Below are 18,256 nucleotides of genomic sequence, written 5' to 3' on the forward strand. Positions count from 1 at the left end.
CGCGCATTTGTTATCATCATCCCTGTTATCAGAGATGTTAATTTGGCCACAGCAATGTGGCCTTTTCTTTTTTATTGGCCGCCGTGAAGTACCAAATACTCTTCAAAGCTTAGCTTATCTTTGAGTTCCAGCTCACGTTGACGCACCCAAGAGGCTGCGCCCTCTTCAGATAATTGCTCTTCAGTGAGCAATTCTAAAGGTTCAGTTTGCAGCATTTCTCGGTAGCGTTCTGCTAACTCAAGACCAACACCCCCAATACCACCTTCTTTCATTGCTTGCAAAATACGCGCTGAGAACGTCAAACTCGGATCATCAAAGAACGCGACAAGTTCGTCACAAACCTGTTGATATTCAGTGCTATCTTTACCATCCAATACTTCGGCAACACGGCGCAAGTCCGCAAACAGATCTTTACCCACTTTTTCTAGCGGTTCACGGGTATCATTACAGCCCATACCGATAGTCTGACCGGGTTTACGCCCTTCCAAAATGACCCGATTCCAGTTTTTCCGGGTACACAGTAATTCGTCACTGCTCATTTCAGGCGCATCAGCCAACACACACCAAATCAAGAATAAATCGAGGAAGCGCGCTTGTACCGCATCAACACCAATGGGTGAGAATGGGTTAATGTCCAAAGAGCGAACTTCAATATATTCAATCCCACCGCGCAACAAAGCATCAGAAGGGGATTCGCCAGCACGAGTCACTCGCTTAGGCCGAATCGGGGCATAGAGTTCATTTTCAATCTGTAACACATTGGTGTTCAGTTGCAGATGACGCTCACCGTCTTTTAGTCCCAATGCTGCATATTCTTCTGATGGCGTTTTAATTGCGCGCTTCAGCCCAGCAACATAGGTATGCAGGTCATTAAACGTAATACCCAAATTACTCTGTGATTTATTGGTATAACCCAAGTCACTCAAGCGTAATGAGGTGGCATAAGGCAGATAACACATTCCTTTATCATTGCGTTCAAACGGCAATGCAGTTTCACGCCCTTGCAGGAATGACGCGCAAATGGCCGGTGAAGCACCAAACAGATAAGGGATAACCCAGCCAAAACGATAATAATTGCGGATCAGGCGGAAATATCCAGCTGAAATTTCTTCCTTGCCACTTTTTTCATCGGTAACACCCGCCCATGCCTGCCAAAACTCTAGCGGCAAAGAGAAATTATAGTGCACACCTGAAATCGTCTGCATCAAAGCACCATAACGATTTTTCAAACCCTCACGGTAAAGTGTCTTGAAACGGCCAATATTAGAAGAACCATATTTAGCCAGCTCAATATCCTGCTCTGCGCCAATAAAGCAAGGCATGCTCAGTGGCCACATGCGCTCATCACCCAGCTTACGGGCGGTATAGCGATGGATATCGCGCAAAAAAGCCAGCAAATGGTCAATATCGCCATCTACTGGTGTAATAAACTCCAGCAATGCCTCAGCAAAGTCGGTGGTAACCCACTGATGTGTTAATGCGGCACCCAATGACTCTGGATGGCCTGTCGAGGCTAATTGGCCATCGGCAGTCACTCTCAATGTTTCCCGCTCGATACCACGACGGATACCTTTCAGGGCTTTAGGGTGCGCTTCCAGCCAAGTTAGCGCGTGTGATACATCCGGGATCAAATCGACCTCCCGCTCTTGAAAACCATAACTCGCCAGCATACTGAAACTGCATAGATGTGACTATGTAAGTTTGTCACACTCTTTACTGCCACCAGGCAATTCCTTGTAACGTAACTATCGTTAACACGATATAACGCAATGCTTTTCCCAGACACAGAAAAAAAGCCACAAGACCCCAAGGCATACGCAACCAGCCTGCCAACACACACATCAAATCGCCCACCACCGGTAGCCAGCTCAATAATAAAGCTGCCGGGCCAAAACGTTGAAGCCAGCCAAGAGCTGTACTCATCCCGCGCTGTGGCTTTAGTTCCGGTAATAAGCGGCCTATAACAACATTAGTTAGCCCCCCAAGGGTATTCCCGACGGTCGCAGACAACACCAGCATCATGGCTGGCGCACTCCCTGCCGTTAAGAGGGTGACTAACAGAATTTCCGAATTTCCCGGTAAGAGCGTTGCGCTAAGAAAGCTACTCCCAAATAATGAAACAATAGCTAGCGTACTACTCACAGTAGACGCACATCAACTATTGCCATATTGGCTCTTTTTGCCGCCTCAACACCAAAATCAGCATCTTCAAAGACCACACACTTCTGTGCAGGCACACCGAGTAACTGCGCGCAGCGCAAGAATGTCTCAGGCGCTGGCTTATGTTGAGTAACATCATCGGCACCGACAATGACATCAAAATAGTCACGCAAGCCTAAGTGGCGTAAAAGCAGCTCAGCCATGGCGCGTTCGCTTCCAGTGCCAACAGCCATAGGTTTACGCCCATGATAGGCTTTAACCACGTCTATGAGCGGCAGAGGCTTCACATTATCCATCAGCAGTGATTTAAACAGTGCAGTTTTCTCAGCAGCCAACAAATGAGGATCCAGATCCGATTGATGATTAGCAATAATTACGCTAGCAATTTGCCACGTTGGCGCGCCATTTAAAGCGACCAAGGCCTGTTCGTCAAAAGCCATACCATAAGGCGTCAGCACTTGCCGCCATGCCTGACGATGCGTGGGCTCAGTATCCAGGATGGTGCCATCCATATCAAAAATCAGGCCTTCATAGCGATCGTACATCGTGACCCCACGACCAGGGAAAAAATGAAAAGCTACTTTATCGCAAACTAACTAAATTGTCGCTCACTGTATAATCAATTGAATTTAATCAAAAAACACCAGCCTCAATAGGAAATAGCGCTATAACGCATAGTAAAAATCAATGAGTGAGAAGTATAGAAAGATAAGAGGCTGAAAACATTCAAATGGCAGTGCGGCGTAAGGCCTAAAAAGCAGAAAAACCCGCCGTAGCGAGGTTTCTTAATATGGTGCACCCAGGAAGATGACTCGGCTTACGCCTCGCCCTGCGGGCCGTTGCTAAAGCAACGTTGTCTCGCTTCGCTCGGCTCGAACTTCCGACCGCTCGGTTCTATGCCTTTCTGGCATCCAATAGCAGAAAACCCCGCCGTAGCGAGGTTTCTTAATATGGTGCACCCAGGAAGATTCGAACTTCCGACCGCTCGGTTCGTAGCCGAGTACTCTATCCAGCTGAGCTATGGGTGCAATTAATTCTTTGACACTACCTGATGTTCATTTGACTATTTCACCATACTGCAAAATATGGTGCACCCAGGAAGATTCGAACTTCCGACCGCTCGGTTCGTAGCCGAGTACTCTATCCAGCTGAGCTATGGGTGCATAGTAAATGGCGGTGAGGGAGGGATTCGAACCCTCGATACAGCTTTTGACCGTATACTCCCTTAGCAGGGGAGCGCCTTCAGCCTCTCGGCCACCTCACCATACGCTTCTTTCGAATTGTGCCTAACTTGCTTTTGAAGAAGCTCATCGGCACTGCGTGGCGCACATATTACTTTCCCGCACTTATAAGTCAAACAATTTTTCCTAACTCACGTTCATTTGCACAATTCACACACAACATGGGCAGTTTCACGTCAAAAAGAGTGTTTTATCAACAGGGATGATAGAGTTTATTGTGGTGTAGCCAGAGAGTGAGAAAAAAGAAATTATCCTGATCACCCCATTAAATTAATCGTGAGCAGATAATTATTACAGAAATAAGAACACAAAAAGGGAATGAAGAGCGAAATGAGGGGGAAATAAACAGCAGTAGCGCCTCGTGTAACACGAGACGCTTCTTCATAATCAGTAAGTCGTCGGTTGGGACTTTTCTGCTTGGATACGCTGGTAGATTTCTTCACGGTGAACAGAAACCTCTTTCGGAGCATTTACACCAATACGGACTTGGTTGCCTTTAACCCCTAATACAGTAACCGTAACCTCATCGCCAATCATGAGTGTTTCACCAACTCGACGAGTCAGAATAAGCATTCTTTGCTCCTTGAAAAATTAAAAGAGTCGGGTCTCTCAGTTTCCCCGCCATTATCCATCATACACCGTGAAAACGTAAGCTATCACATTCACATAAAATGTAAGTAGCTTGGTCAAGTCTCTAACTAATACAAGTTTAGCTGAAGCAAACAACTTTGCGTTTAACTTTGTTTTCGAACTATGACAGGAAAATTGAAAAACGCCATACCCAACATACAGATATGGCGTATTGATTTACTGACTTATAGTCGGGATGCTACCCATGCTTCAACACTGGCTAATGCTGATGGCAATGCTTGCACATCGGTACCACCTGCCTGAGCCATATCAGGGCGCCCACCGCCTTTACCGCCGACCTGCTGGGCAATATCGGCGATTAACTCACCCGCTTTTACTTTACCGGTGAGATCTTTGGTTACACCAACGATTAGGCTGACCTTATCATCTGCGGTCGTTGCCAGCACAATAATTGCAGAACCCAGTTGATTTTTAAGATCATCAACCATGGTACGCAACATTTTTGGCTCAACATTATCCAACTGGCTAACTAAAAGTTTCACACCATTGATCAATTTCGCACTAGACGATAATGAAGCACTTTCCTGAGCAGCTTGCTGATCTTTCAATTGCTGGAGTTCACGCTCGAGCATTTTACTGCGATCCAGCACCGCACGAACTTTATCGGCCAGATTATGGGTATCGCCTTTAACCAAATGAGCAACATCCGAAAGCAGGTCACTCTGCTGGTGCAGTAGCGCAATAGCACCCTCGCCAGTGACAGCTTCAATACGGCGAATTCCCGCGGCAGTCCCTGATTCAGACAAAATACGGAACAAACCGATATCACCGGTACGGCTAGCATGAAGACCGCCACATAGCTCGGTTGAGAAATCCCCCATGGTCAAAACTCTCACCTGGTCATCATACTTCTCGCCGAACAGAGCCATCGCGCCTTTTTCTTTCGCCGCATCCAACTCCATCACTTCGGTTTGGACTGGCATATTACGGCGAATTTGCTCGTTAACGATATCCTCTACCAGACGAATCTGTTCCGGTTTCATTGCTTCAAAATGCGAGAAATCGAAACGCAGGTATTTATCATTAACTAATGAGCCTTTTTGAGCAACGTGCTCGCCCAGAGTTTTGCGTAATGCTGCATGCAGTAAATGAGTTGCAGAATGGTTCAAACGAATACGGTTACGCCGCGCAACATCCACCCGAGCATCAATGCTGTGATTAACTCGCAATGTTCCATGAGTTAACTGCCCTAAATGACCGATAGCCTGACCATATTTCTGAGTGTCAGCCACAGCAAAAGTTGCAGTCGCATTTTTCAGTTCGCCTTTATCACCAACCTGGCCGCCAGACTCACCGTAGAATGGGGTTTGATTCAGGACAACAACAGCCTCTTCACCTTCATGAATCTCATCAACAGCTTCGCCATTGCGGAACAACGCGGTCACAGTTGACTGCTGCTGAACATGGTCATAGCCAGAGAACTCGCTTGCGCTATCGACACGAATCAAACTGTTATAATCGGCACCAAAACCACTGGATTCACGAGCACGGCGACGCTGGGCTTCCATTGCTTGTTCAAAACCGGCTTCATCCACTTTCAGATTACGTTCACGGCAGACATCTGCGGTTAAATCAACCGGGAAGCCGTAGGTGTCGTACAGGCGGAAAGCAGTCTCGCCATCGAGAGTATCACCGGTCAATTTACCAAGTTCTTCATCCAACAGAGCTAAGCCGCGCTCTAATGTCCGCGCAAACTGTTCTTCTTCGGTTTTCAGAACCTGCTCAACCATCGCCTGCTGTTGCTTCAATTCAGCAGCAGCAGAACCCATTACAGCAATCAGCGGAGCAACCAGTTTGTAGAAGAAAGTCTCTTTCGCGCCCAGCATGTTGCCATGGCGGATAGCTCGACGAATGATACGGCGCAGTACATAACCACGGTTTTCATTCGACGGAATAACACCATCAGAAATAAGGAAAGCGCAAGAGCGGATATGGTCAGCAATAACTCGCAGCGACTTGCTAGAAAGGTCAGTCGCACCAGTAACTTCCGCTACTGCTTTAATTAAATCTCGGAACAGATCAATCTCGTAGTTCGAGTTAACATGTTGTAATACCGCAGCAATACGCTCAAGCCCCATACCGGTATCAACCGATGGCTTAGGCAATGGCAACATCGTACCATCAGACTGACGGTTGAACTGCATGAAGACAATATTCCAGATCTCAATATAACGATCACCGTCTTCTTCAGCCGATCCAGGCGGGCCACCCCAAATGTGGTCACCATGGTCAAAGAAAATCTCTGTGCATGGACCGCAAGGACCAGTATCACCCATTTGCCAGAAGTTATCTGATGCAAATGCACTACCTTTGTTATCACCAATACGGATAATACGCTCACGCGGGATCCCGATGTCATTGGCCCAGATTTCATAGGCTTCGTCGTCGGTTTCGTAAACGGTTACCCACAGTTTCTCTTTTGGTAAATTAAACCACTGTTCGCCAGTTAATAATTCCCAAGCGAAACTGATGGCATCATGTTTGAAGTAATCGCCGAAGCTGAAGTTACCTAACATTTCAAAGAATGTATGATGACGCGCGGTATAACCTACGTTTTCAAGGTCATTATGCTTACCACCTGCTCGCACACAGCGCTGAGAGGTTGTCGCACGGGAGTATGCCCGTTTATCCAAACCTAAGAAAACATCCTTAAACTGGTTCATCCCGGCATTGGTAAACAACAGCGTAGGGTCATTATTAGGGACCAAAGAGCTGCTTGATACAACCTGATGTCCCTTGCTATGAAAGAAATCGAGAAACGCTTGACGAATCTCAGCGGTGCTCTTGCTCATAATTGCCCCAGAAACAAGCTAAAAGAATAGTCCGCGAGCGGATTGCGTTACTTTAAATAGCAACACAAAGGGTAAGCTCACGAACAAAAAGTGGGACTAAGATAAATTTTCTTCAAGGGGAAGTAAAATCCTGTGTGCATTCATTCGACAAAATCATTGTAAATCGACTGAATTTCCTCCTGGAGGAAACCACGATAGAGCAGATAGCGCTGAACCTTAGCTTTTTCTTTCCATTCAACAGGTAAAACTTCACTAAATTTACGCTGCGCGATCTCTTTGGCAAGTAAGCACCAATCTATTTCACTAATTTCAAAAGCAACCTGAATAAGTTCTTTATCAACACCTTTTTGCATCAATTCCGAGCGGATACGCTGTGCGCCATATCCTTTACGACTGCGGCTATTAATGTAACTGGTCGCAAAGCGGGAATCATCTAACCAATTATGTTGGTAGCAATAAGCAACAATTTGCTCAATAACTTTCGGATCAATCTCTGCGGCAGGTTCGCAATCCCCACTACCAGTGCGTTTCCCCCAATTTCCTTTTGCCGAAAATGGTTGTGCGGCAAGCTTGCGACGCAATTCAGATTCACTATGGTCACGTTGGGAGAGGAGCCTCATGGCACGGCTTAGTAGGTCATTCATAAATATCCTTTTTACTTGGGCCACAGCAGTGTTAGCGACACTTATTACTCGGCCCATCTATGGCCTCACGGCTACAAGCTTATTCAGTTTAGTCCCAACGCTAATTATCTATAGAAGTTGCCACCCTAGTTACTGACTGCAATATTCATTCGTTTGTAGACTTGCTTCCACTTCGATTATGTTGGGTATGAACATAAATTGAGATTGTCGCGCACATCAGGGGTGGCTAAAACGGATACATCATTTACTAAAACGGCCCACGTATTAGGTGAGCCGCATATTAAATACTTAATTTACTAACCAGGCCGATAGCCTTATAAATTAAAACTCTTCGCTGGTTTCATCGGCTTCATCAGCAAGTGCTGCTGTGGCTACAGGTTGTTCGCCATTACCACCATTGAGAAGCATTTCACGCAATTTCTTATCCAACTCAGCGGCAACCGCTGGGTTTTCTTTTAAGTAGTTACTGGCATTCGCTTTACCCTGACCAATCTTGTCACCGTTATAGCTATACCATGCACCAGCTTTCTCAATCAGTTTGTGTTTAACACCCAAATCAACCAATTCGCCGTTGATATTGATTCCTTCACCGTACAGGATCTGGAATTCAGCTTGTTTAAATGGTGCTGCGATTTTGTTTTTCACCACTTTAACGCGAGTCTCACTACCCACAACCACATCACCGTCTTTTACTGCACCAATACGGCGGATGTCCAAACGCACGGAGGCATAAAACTTAAGGGCATTGCCACCCGTCGTGGTTTCTGGGTTGCCAAACATAACGCCGATTTTCATACGGATCTGGTTAATAAAGATCAATAAGGTATTAGCGTTCTTCAGGTTACCGGCCAACTTACGCATCGCCTGGCTCATCATTCGTGCCGCGAGGCCCATGTGAGAATCACCGATTTCGCCTTCGATTTCAGCTTTTGGTGTAAGTGCGGCTACGGAGTCAACAATAATGACATCAACCGCGCCGGAGCGAGTCAATGCATCACAGATTTCCAGAGCTTGCTCACCCGTATCTGGTTGAGAACACAGTAAGTTATCAATATCTACACCTAATTTTTTGGCATAAATCGGATCAAGTGCATGCTCAGCATCGATAAATGCGCAGGTTTTACCTTCACGCTGCGCGGAAGCAATAACCTGTAAAGTCAGTGTTGTTTTACCTGATGACTCTGGGCCATAAATCTCAACAATACGCCCCATCGGTAGGCCACCAGCCCCCAATGCGATATCAAGAGAAAGTGAACCGGTAGAGATGGTTTCAACATCCATTGAGCGGTCTTCGCCAAGGCGCATGATTGAGCCTTTGCCGAATTGTTTTTCAATTTGGCCCAGTGCTGCTGCTAACGCCTTTTGTTTATTCTCATCAATAGCCATTTTTACTCCCTCTCTGGGATGCAGGATTGCCCCTATCATCACCACTGAATGTTGTTTTGTGCAGGAAATTACCACTAATTATACTGTACAATCATACAGTATCAAGACTAATTTTGCAGAAAATCATCTAATAGTGTTTGTAGTGCGAAAACAGCTGCTTGCAGCCTGACCTCGTCACGATCACCGGGAAAAATTTGTTTTGTAGCACTGATCTGACCGTCACGCGTAGCAAAAGCAAACCACACGGTACCTACTGGCTTCTCTGCTGTGCCGCCATCAGGCCCGGCAACCCCGCTGATCGATACTGAGAAGTCCGCACTAGCTGCGTGCAATGCGCCCTGCGCCATTTCCTGGACAACAGCTTCACTGACAGCACCGTATTGTGCCAATGTGCTTTCTTTTACACCCAGTAAATCATGCTTTGCCGCATTGCTGTACGTGACAAAGCCACGATCAAAATAGGCTGAACTGCCCGCGATATCCGTCAGGGCTTTGGCGACCCAGCCGCCAGTACAGGACTCAGCACAAGTCACCCAAGCACCACGGGCCTTTAACTTACGGCCAATTGCAGTACTGAGCTGACGTAATTGTTTCTCGCTCATTGTTGCCCCTTACTCTAATCAAATCTTCTGGCGCTGATAGTAGCACTTCTTTAGCCCGTAACGGCAACCACTGTCAGTTATGCGAAACGCTTCGCAGGGTGCAATGAAAAAAAGCGCTTTTTCTTACAAAGCTTTACCTCAGAGACTCAGCTGTTAGTATCAAAATAAAGAAGATGCGGCTGGCAATCAGTGATACCGGTGATTTATCCGGATATGATGAACTAAGGACGTGGCAGTGAAAAAAATTCTTAACGCCTTCTTCCCCCTCTATAGCGCAACCGTGTTGATGTTATTAGGCTCAGGTTTATTGACCACCTATATCTCGTTACGGTTGACTGCCATACATGTCTCAGGTGCATTGATCGGGGCAATTATCGCCGCAAACTATATTGGTTTGGTTATCGGAGGCAAGGTAGGCCACTTCCTGATTGCTCGGGTGGGCCATATTCGCGCCTATGTGGCCTGTGCCGGTATTATTACGGCTGCGGTATTGAGCCATGGGCTTACCGAATACATCCCTGCCTGGGTGGTTCTACGCTTGATTATTGGCCTGTGCATGATGTGCCAGTTTATGGTACTGGAAAGCTGGCTTAATGATCAGGCCGAGTCCAATCAGCGCGGTACCGTATTTGGCTTTTATATGGCGGCAACCTATGCTGGGATGGCATTAGGTCAGGTGGTATTAATGCTTCAACCTGAATTGGGTTTAAGCACACTCATGATTATTGCTTTGTTCTTTGCTCTCTGTCTGGTACCGGTCGCACTGACGACTCGCAGTAATGCCCAGCAGATGTCACCAGCGCCCATGGAGCTGAAATTCTTTATCCGCTCGATCCCCAAAATACTGGCTTCAACATTAGTCATTGGTATGATTGTCGGCTCGTTTTATGGCCTGGCACCGGTCTATGCCAGTTTACAGTCGCTTTCAACGCAAGAAACTGGCTTGTTTATGGCGTTATCTATTTTTGCCGGATTGGTTGCTCAGCTCCCGCTCAGTTGGTTGTCCGACCGCTATAACCGCACACTATTGCTCCGTATTAACGCATTATTGCTAGCATTAACTGCGCTGCCGCTGGCGCTGGTGCCCCATATCTCGTTTCATTTTTTATTGGGTTTAGGCTTCATCGTCAGTATGTTGCAGTTCACACTTTATCCGTTGGTCGTTGCGTTAGCCAATGACCTGATTGCCCCAGAACGGCGAGTTTCTTTAGCTGCGTGTTTACTGATGTCATTCGGGGTAGGCGCCAGTATCGGCCCCCTTGCTGTGGGGGCGTTGATTGCACCTCTGGGAGGCAATATTCTGTATGCGTTCTTCTCACTGTGCGGTTTAAGTCTGATAGCATTCAGCCGAACGATTAAACAGGATCAAGACGAATTTGTTAACGATGCTCCGGTGCCGCATATGGCAATACCCGACAGCTTGGTCAGTTCCCCATTGTCCCCGGCACTCAATCCCAGTTTTGATGAACAATTGATCCACGACATTATGCCGCCGCCCGATCAATCTGAAGCAGAACAGGAGCCAGCAGAAAGCCCGCCCAAGGATAATTCTCAACAGCAATAATACCTGAGTGCAGAGTGAGAGCAAGAAAGGTAGCTGTTGGTCACCAATGGGTCGGTACTAACTAAAATAATAAAGAAAACTATTGAGAAAGGCGTTTTTAATAAGAAAAACCCATGAGGTTATTGACAAAGTGCCCGCAGCGGTGAAAACAGGCAGATCGTAAAGACGCCGTCAATACATCCATGTAGGCTCGAGCCGCGCCATCCCTGGCGCGGACGCTTTACTCTTCTGCCCATCCTCACCACAAGAGATCGAGTCATTGGGGTTGGTCAGCAGTCTGAACCCATCATGAAGATGGGTTTAAAGAGATTATGTGCTTCAGTGATATATCTCAACCACTGCTGGAGTTACCTGCAATTCATGTTGCCAATGGGTAAGTGTCAAAGTTGCCAGTTCTGCCAACCCTTGATAAAACGGATGCCCGGCAACTGATTGCTGCAACGCCAAATAACGATACCCCCATGGCAGTAAATGATCTGCCAGTAACTCGGGTAAATCGGCGGGTTGGTGTTCTGCCAGCCAGGCGGTCATCATGAGCATTAGACCGAACTGATCTTCCGGTTCCCCCTGCTCCAATGTGACTTCTACGTGCTTCTGCGCCATCCAGTTACGCAGTTTTAGGGTGGAGTCGCCAAATAACACAATTTCTTTATCGAGATAGACGGAACCCCAAGGCGGCGCGGGCAAAGCATAAGGGCCAATAAACAGCCGCTGCCAGGCTTCTTCCCGTGTTTCTTCACCCGCCAATTGCGCCAGCAAAGCTGCAATTGGCAGCAATTGATCTTCAGAACCATAAGGCCACTGTGCGGCCCATGAACCATTGCTCAATTGCGCCACAATATCACTGCATTCTGGGCTATCTGGCTCACAATAAAACAGTATGCCCAAGACTCGCCCCGTCAGCTCAATATGCTGATAAATCATGTCATTCCCACCGTCATATGCAGCCCATAAAACACGCCACGGCCAATCAATTCAGCAATAATAATTAATAACATGGCAAAAATCATCCCGAGAGTCATGGGGGTGCGACCTCGGATTAACGGGCAAATCCAGCATCCCAACCCCAATACCAACAACACCAAGCGCCAAACCATCAAGGTGCCGTAAAGAGGAATAAGCTCGAAAGCTTGCTGTACTGAACTGTAAATCAGCGGCAAACTCGCCGCCTGCATAATGACACTGGCGATACTGATAATCAGCGCCAATACACTGATCATCGGCAATTGCAGCATGGCTCGCCCATGAATATCAGCCAATTGCAGCAGCAAATAACCCAAAATCGGCCCGCCGATAAAGACGGTCAGCACAAAACTCAACGGAGTATAAAGATTATCCCACGTCGGAACCGTATCAATGGAGTAGACCCGGCACATGGCATAAACAAATATCACGCCCAGCATCATCGCCACCACTAGCCAGATCTTACCCAGCACGGCGGGCATCTTATCTAATACTGCCAGCAACCAGTAAAAACCCGCTACGGCAAAGAACAGCGAACCGGCCGCTATCTCATTGCTCAGTGCTGATTCTCCGACGCGATTTAATGAGTTGAATGCCCGCATCGGCGAGCCAAGGTGCAGCGTCGAGGCGATAAAGGCCAGCGCCATTAGCACCCACAAGACAAACATACTGCGGTAAACCCGCTGTTGCTGCCCGCGGCTCAAACCGCCAAATAGCAGCGCCAGCCCCAGGACAATAAAGCCCCCGACCACGCACTGCCCCAGTACCGTAAAGACCATTAGTGGCCATTCATGCCATCCCATACCCATGTTATACCTCCTTCGGATTTGCCAGATGACCGGTGGTATCTCTGACCGGGCGGCTGTTGGCATTTGGTTTCACGACAATATTCGGTAAGGTAAAATGCGCAGCTGGCAGTGGCGCGACTTCGGCTAACTCACCATATTTCTCTCGCAATTCATCGATAGGGGCCATATCCAGCGCCCGCAATGGACAGGAATCGACACAAATCGGCTTTTTACCTGCTGCCACGCGCTCATAGCAACCGTCACACTTGGTCATATGCCCTTTTGCTTCGTCATATTGCGGTGCGCCGTACGGGCAAGCCATGTGGCAGTAGCGGCAACCAATACAAATATCCTCGTTCACCACCACAAAACCATCATCGCGCTTATGCATCGCGCCACTCGGGCACACTTTGGTACAGGCGGGGTCACTACAGTGGTTGCAGGCGATAGAGAGATAGTAAGCAAACACATTCTGATGCCATGCACCGTTATCCTGCTGCCAGTCACCTCCGGCATATTCGTAAATGCGCCGGAAACTGACATCCGTTGATAAGTTTTTGAAATCCTTGCAAGCCAGTTCGCAAGTTTTGCACCCCGTGCAGCGGCTGGAGTCGATGTAAAAACCATATTGCGTCATCAGTTAGCTCCTTAAGCCTTGGTTACTTGAACGAGGTTGGTATGGGATGGGTTCCCTTTCGCCAACGGAGAGGGGCGCTGTGTGGTCAATACGTTAATACTGCCGGCCCTGTCGATGCGGTTTTCATCCGGGCTGTACCACGCCCCCTCCCCCAGCGCCACCACACCTGGCATCATGCGCGGCGTGACTTTTGCATCAATATGGACTTCACCACGGCCATTGAAGATCCGCACGATATCGCCATTTTTGATGTCGCGTTCTCTGGCATCTAGCGGGTTAATCCACATTTCCTGGCGGCAGGAAGCTTTCAGTACATCGACGTTGCCATAAGTCGAGTGAGTTCTGGCTTTGTAATGGAAGCCGGTGAGTTGCAATGGATATTTCTGGTTTAACGGGTCGTCAAAACTCTCGAAACCCGCGGCATACACTGGCAATGGATCAATAATATCGTCCGGCTGTAACTCCCAAGTGGCGGCAATTTGTGCCAATTCAGCAGAGTAAATTTCGATTTTGCCCGATGGGGTGGTTAACGGATTAGCTAAAGGATCGGCACGGAATGCTTTATAGGCAACATGATGCCCTGCTGGATCGCGCTTTTTAAAAATGCCCTGCTCGCGGAATTCCTCAAATGAAGGCAACTCAGGAATAGCCTGTTGTGATTGCTGATAAAGATGGCGTAACCAACCCTCCTGCGTGCGTCCTTCAGTAAATTGCTGCTCGACCCCCATGCGTTTTGCCAGCTCACTGGTCATTTCATAGATGTTTTTGCATTCAAAGCGCGGTTTGATGGCCTGATCGGCAAAAATCACATAGGCCATATTGCCGCTGGAAGCATCCAGACAGAAATCCATCTGCTCAGAGGCCGTGCAGTCTGGTAGGATAATATCGGCATATTGGGCTGACGAAGTCATGTGGTTATCAATGACCACAATCATTTCGCATTTTTTATCATCTTGCAGAATGTCATGGGTGCGGTTGATTTCAGCATGCTGATTAATCAGGCAATTACTGGCGTAGTTCCAGATGAACTTGATTGGTACGTCCAGTTTATCTTTGCCTCGTACCCCGTCGCGGGTGGCGGTCATTTCTGGGCCGCGCTCAATGGCATCAGTCCACAAGAACATTGAAATACTGGTTTTAACCGGGTTTTCCAAAGTCGGCATACGGACAAACGGCAAGCTATAGGAACCCTCACGCGCACCTGAATTACCGCCATTGACCCCCAGGTTGCCCGTCAGGATCGCCAGCATGGCAATGGCCCGGCTGGCCGTTTCACCATTGGCATGGCGCTGTGGGCCCCAACCTTGCGCGATATAAGCGGGCTTGACCGAGCCGATTTCGCGCCCCAATTTAATAATTTTCGCCGCCGGAATACCGGTGATGACCTCCGCCCATTGCGGTGTTTTGGCGGTTTTATCTGCGCCTTGCCCTAAAATATAAGCTTTATAATGGCCATTTTTTGGCGCGCCTTCCGGCAAGGTTTTCTCGTCATAGCCAACGCAATATTTATCGAGGAACGGCTGATCCACCAGATTCTCACTGATCATCACATAAGCCAGCGCAGAGGCGAGTGCGGCATCCGTCCCTGGTCGCAGCGGGATCCATTCATCCTCACGACCGGCGGCGGTATCGGTATAACGCGGATCAATCACAATCATCTTGGCATTGGATTTCTCCCTTGCCTGCTCCAGATAATAAGTCACGCCACCGCCGCTCATCCGGGTTTCGCCGGGGTTATTGCCAAACAACACCACCAGCTTGCTGTTTTCAATATCTGAGGGGCTATTGCCGTCGGCCCAGCCGCCATAGGTGTAATTCAGGCCAGCAGCAATTTGTGCAGTGCTGTAGTCGCCATAATGATTGAGGTAGCCGCCACAGCAATTCATCAACCGAGCCAATAATGTTGAACCCGGCGGCCACGAGCGGGTCATGGTGCCGCCCAGCGTGCCTGTGCCGTAATTCAGATAGATGGCTTCGTTTCCATATTCCTTGATGATGTCTTTCATGCTGGCGGCGAGGGTATCAAAAGCCTCATCCCATGAAATACGTTTGAACTTGCCTTCCCCGCGTGCGCCGACGCGTTTCATCGGGTATTTCAACCGATCAGGGTTATACACCCGGCGGCGCATGGAGCGGCCACGTAAACAAGCTCGCACTTGGTGCAAACCTTCAAAATTGTCGTCACCGGTATTGTCGGTTTCAACATATTTAATTTCATCATCAACCACATGCATGCGTAATGGACAGCGGCTACCGCAGTTAACGGTGCAAGCGCTCCATATGACTTTGCCATCATTAGCGGGGTTTATAGCAGCGGAGTTTATAGCAGATTGAACCGCGCGGGCCGTGCGCGAAAACGGTAGCGAAAATGCCCCAGTCGCCACGGCGAGGCCGCCGATAAGAGTGGTTTGGACCAGTTTTCGGCGCGTGACTTCTGCCGTAAACAGCCGGGATTCATTGGTCTCTTTCATAAGATTCCCACTTGGTTGCATTCCAGAAAATAGATAACACCCCAAAGGGATGGAATCCGATTAATTCAAAAAAAATGAGTCATTCAGCGGGAGGGGGGATTAAGACGGAGCGCAGTGGCCCTATGACAGCAATTGTTATAATTAGGATAATAAATAGCCCGTCCCGCAGCAGCAACCCTACCTCTTTTGGGTAGTGCGGGAGTTGTTTGGTATCAATAAAGCTCTGAAGATGGCGTTATCTCGATGGCTTTATGACCAATTTGTGACAGACACCCTTATTGATAGAATGGGCAATTGAACCCAAAAGCGCGTATTCAACAGGCAGAGTTTAGCGGTGAAAAGCCCTGTTATTGCAGTGTTATATACTGGCGGTCGGCCAGTGTCCCACCAACATCCTGCCAGAACCATCGATAAGTGTGGAAAATGAGACCCACCCTTTATAAAGAAGCTGGAGCCGTCGCCTCGCGCTGACAATCTATAGTAAGATCATCAACAAAGTCAGAGTTAAAAAAATATCGACTTGGCTCCGCTAATGGTTCCACTAACGATTGTTTCTGTTATCGAACACTTTCGCTAACTGATGTTGAATGTGAGAAAAATATGTCAAACAAACCGTTCCACTATCAGGATCCCTTCCCGTTAAAGGAAGATGATACTGAGTATTACCTTGTCAGTAATAATCATGTCTCGGTTGCACAGTTTGAAGGCCACGACATTCTGAAAGTCGAGCCAGAAGCCCTGACCCTCCTCGCCCAACATGCTTTCCATGACGCCTCATTCCTGCTCCGCCCCGCGCACCAAAAGCAAGTCGCCGCTATTTTGGATGACCCCGAAGCCAGCGAAAATGACAAATATGTTGCCCTGCAATTCCTGCGTAACTCGGAAATTTCGGCCAAAGGAATTTTACCGACCTGTCAGGATACCGGCACCGCCATTATCCAGGGCAAAAAAGGTCAACGCGTCTGGACTGGCGGTAACGATGCCGAAGCCCTGTCGCGCGGCGTGTATAACACTTTCATTGAAGATAACCTGCGCTACTCGCAAAACGCGGCGCTGGATATGTACAAGGAAGTGAACACCGGCACCAACCTGCCCGCGCAAATCGACCTATACAGCACCAAGGGCGAAGATTACAAATTCCTGTTCGTCACCAAAGGCGGCGGCTCAGCCAACAAAACCTATCTGTATCAGGAAACTAAGGCGCTGCTGTCACCGGGTAAGTTGAAAGACTATCTGGTTGAGAAAATGCGCACCTTGGGGACGGCTGCTTGTCCGCCATACCATATTGCTTTTGTTATCGGCGGCACCTCGGCTGAGAGCACGCTCAAGACCGTCAAGCTGGCCTCCACCAAATATTATGATGGCCTGCCGACAGAGGGGAATGAGCACGGGCAAGCTTTCCGCGATGTTCAGCTTGAACAAGAATTATTGGCAGCCGCGCAAGACTTAGGTCTGGGTGCGCAATTTGGCGGCAAGTACTTTGCTCACGATGTGCGCGTGGTTCGCCTGCCACGCCACGGCGCATCCTGCCCGGTTGGGATGGGGGTTTCCTGCTCCGCTGACCGTAATATCAAAGGCAAAATTAACCGCAAAGGTATCTGGCTGGAAAAACTGGAGCAGAATCCGGGGAAATATATCCCTGAACATCTGCGCAACAGCACTGAAGGCAAAGTGGTCAAAATCGACCTTAATCACCCGATGGCCGATATCTTAAAAGAACTGGCGCAGTATCCGGTTTCTACCCGCTTGTCATTGACCGGAACTATTATTGTTGGCCGCGATATTGCCCATGCCAAATTAAAAGAGCGGCTAGATAACGGCGAAGGTTTACCGCAATACATTAAAGATCATCCGATTTACTACGCGGGGCCGGCCAAAACACCAGAAGGTTATGCTTCCGGCTCACTCGGGCCAACCACCGCGGGCCGCATGGATTCTTATGTGGACCTGCTGCAATCCCACGGCGGCAGCATGATCATGCTGGCGAAAGGGAACCGCAGCCAACAAGTGACGGATGCTTGTCACAAACACGGCGGTTTCTATCTGGGCAGTATCGGCGGCCCAGCGGCGGTGTTGGCGCAAAACAGCATCAAAAGTCTGGAATGTGTGGAATATCCTGAATTGGGGATGGAAGCCATCTGGAAAATTGAAGTCGAAGATTTCCCGGCCTTTATCCTGGTGGATGATAAAGGTAATGATTTCTTCCAACAGATTCAGGCATCGAAATGTAACCGCTGCGGTTAACATCAAAATCCAACCTCGGTGATTTCGCTGGGGTTGGATTGATGATAAATAAAAATCTTACCGATAAAAACAGACAAAATTTTGAATGAATTTCAAGCACTCCACTGGTGCAA

Annotated in this window: 14 protein-coding genes, 3 tRNA genes and 1 other RNA gene; 2 read left to right on the plus strand and 16 right to left on the minus strand. The window is 48.3% G+C overall.

Translation table 11 applies throughout. The annotated features are described in order from the left end of the window. Positions 1–71: 71 nt before the first annotated feature. From gshA to pncC, 12 genes are all read right to left on the minus strand, one after another. Positions 72–1,670: a glutamate--cysteine ligase gene (gene gshA / locus FTA91_RS00530; RefSeq protein WP_186366590.1), complete on the minus strand. Its 1,599-nt coding sequence runs from the start codon at positions 1,668–1,670 to the stop codon at positions 72–74. A gap of 43 nt (positions 1,671–1,713) precedes the next feature. Further along, entirely contained in the window at positions 1,714–2,142 is a 429-nt protein-coding gene (locus FTA91_RS00535; protein WP_050114168.1) for a YqaA family protein, read from the minus strand. Further along, entirely contained in the window at positions 2,139–2,705 is a 567-nt protein-coding gene (gene yqaB, locus FTA91_RS00540; protein ID WP_050114166.1) for a fructose-1-phosphate/6-phosphogluconate phosphatase, read from the minus strand. Before yqaB ends, FTA91_RS00535 begins: the two co-directional genes overlap by 4 nt. A gap of 246 nt (positions 2,706–2,951) precedes the next feature. Continuing rightward, positions 2,952–3,081, minus strand: a non-coding RNA gene (locus FTA91_RS00545) — RtT sRNA. Positions 3,082–3,111: 30 nt separating this feature from the next. Then, positions 3,112–3,188 (minus strand) — tRNA-Arg (locus FTA91_RS00550). Positions 3,189–3,246: 58 nt separating this feature from the next. After that, positions 3,247–3,323, minus strand: a tRNA-Arg gene (locus tag FTA91_RS00555). 8 nt (positions 3,324–3,331) lie between these two features. Beyond that, positions 3,332–3,424, minus strand: a tRNA-Ser gene (locus tag FTA91_RS00560). Positions 3,425–3,788: 364 nt separating this feature from the next. Further along, positions 3,789–3,974 carry a carbon storage regulator CsrA gene (gene csrA / locus FTA91_RS00565; protein WP_002209449.1) on the minus strand — a complete coding sequence of 62 codons (186 nt, stop codon included), beginning with the start codon at positions 3,972–3,974 and terminating at the stop codon, positions 3,789–3,791. Between the two features lie 242 nt (positions 3,975–4,216). After that, the gene (alaS, locus tag FTA91_RS00570; protein ID WP_145582766.1) at positions 4,217–6,844 is read right to left on the minus strand and encodes an alanine--tRNA ligase; all 2,628 of its coding nucleotides are present in this window, start codon (positions 6,842–6,844) and stop codon (positions 4,217–4,219) included. Between the two features lie 140 nt (positions 6,845–6,984). Then, a complete protein-coding gene (gene recX, locus FTA91_RS00575) occupies positions 6,985–7,488 on the minus strand; it encodes a recombination regulator RecX (protein WP_050114162.1) in 504 nt (167 codons plus the stop codon). 321 nt (positions 7,489–7,809) lie between these two features. Beyond that, positions 7,810–8,874 carry a recombinase RecA gene (recA, locus tag FTA91_RS00580; protein WP_050114160.1) on the minus strand — a complete coding sequence of 355 codons (1,065 nt, stop codon included), beginning with the start codon at positions 8,872–8,874 and terminating at the stop codon, positions 7,810–7,812. 107 nt (positions 8,875–8,981) lie between these two features. Then, complete coding sequence (pncC, locus tag FTA91_RS00585; RefSeq protein ID WP_145535010.1) at positions 8,982–9,476, minus strand: nicotinamide-nucleotide amidase; 495 nt, start codon at positions 9,474–9,476, stop codon at positions 8,982–8,984. A gap of 235 nt (positions 9,477–9,711) precedes the next feature. On the opposite strand from pncC, the gene FTA91_RS00590 reads away from it, so the two are divergent. After that, complete coding sequence (locus tag FTA91_RS00590; RefSeq protein WP_050114156.1) at positions 9,712–11,040, plus strand: MFS transporter; 1,329 nt, start codon at positions 9,712–9,714, stop codon at positions 11,038–11,040. Positions 11,041–11,358: 318 nt separating this feature from the next. On the opposite strand, the gene dmsD is transcribed toward FTA91_RS00590, so the two are convergent. From dmsD to dmsA, 4 genes are read right to left on the minus strand one after another with little or no spacing between them, the layout of a single operon-like run. Then, on the minus strand, positions 11,359–11,964 hold the full coding sequence (gene dmsD, locus FTA91_RS00595) for a Tat proofreading chaperone DmsD (protein ID WP_050114155.1): 606 nt from the start codon (positions 11,962–11,964) through the stop codon (positions 11,359–11,361). Further along, positions 11,961–12,812, minus strand: a complete 852-nt coding sequence (locus tag FTA91_RS00600) for a DmsC/YnfH family molybdoenzyme membrane anchor subunit (protein ID WP_050114153.1) — start codon at positions 12,810–12,812, stop codon at positions 11,961–11,963. Before FTA91_RS00600 ends, dmsD begins: the two co-directional genes overlap by 4 nt. A gap of 1 nt (position 12,813) precedes the next feature. After that, on the minus strand, positions 12,814–13,431 hold the full coding sequence (locus FTA91_RS00605; RefSeq protein ID WP_032819231.1) for a DMSO/selenate family reductase complex B subunit: 618 nt from the start codon (positions 13,429–13,431) through the stop codon (positions 12,814–12,816). Between the two features lie 8 nt (positions 13,432–13,439). Further along, the gene (gene dmsA / locus FTA91_RS00610; protein ID WP_050114151.1) at positions 13,440–15,899 is read right to left on the minus strand and encodes a dimethylsulfoxide reductase subunit A; all 2,460 of its coding nucleotides are present in this window, start codon (positions 15,897–15,899) and stop codon (positions 13,440–13,442) included. Between the two features lie 600 nt (positions 15,900–16,499). Between dmsA and fumA the strand changes: the two genes are divergently transcribed. Further along, on the plus strand, positions 16,500–18,143 hold the full coding sequence (fumA, locus tag FTA91_RS00615) for a class I fumarate hydratase FumA (RefSeq protein WP_050114149.1): 1,644 nt from the start codon (positions 16,500–16,502) through the stop codon (positions 18,141–18,143). Positions 18,144–18,256: the final 113 nt, after the last annotated feature.

This window comes from Yersinia thracica (assembly GCF_902170565.1).
Taxonomy (GTDB): Bacteria; Pseudomonadota; Gammaproteobacteria; order Enterobacterales; family Enterobacteriaceae; genus Yersinia; species Yersinia thracica.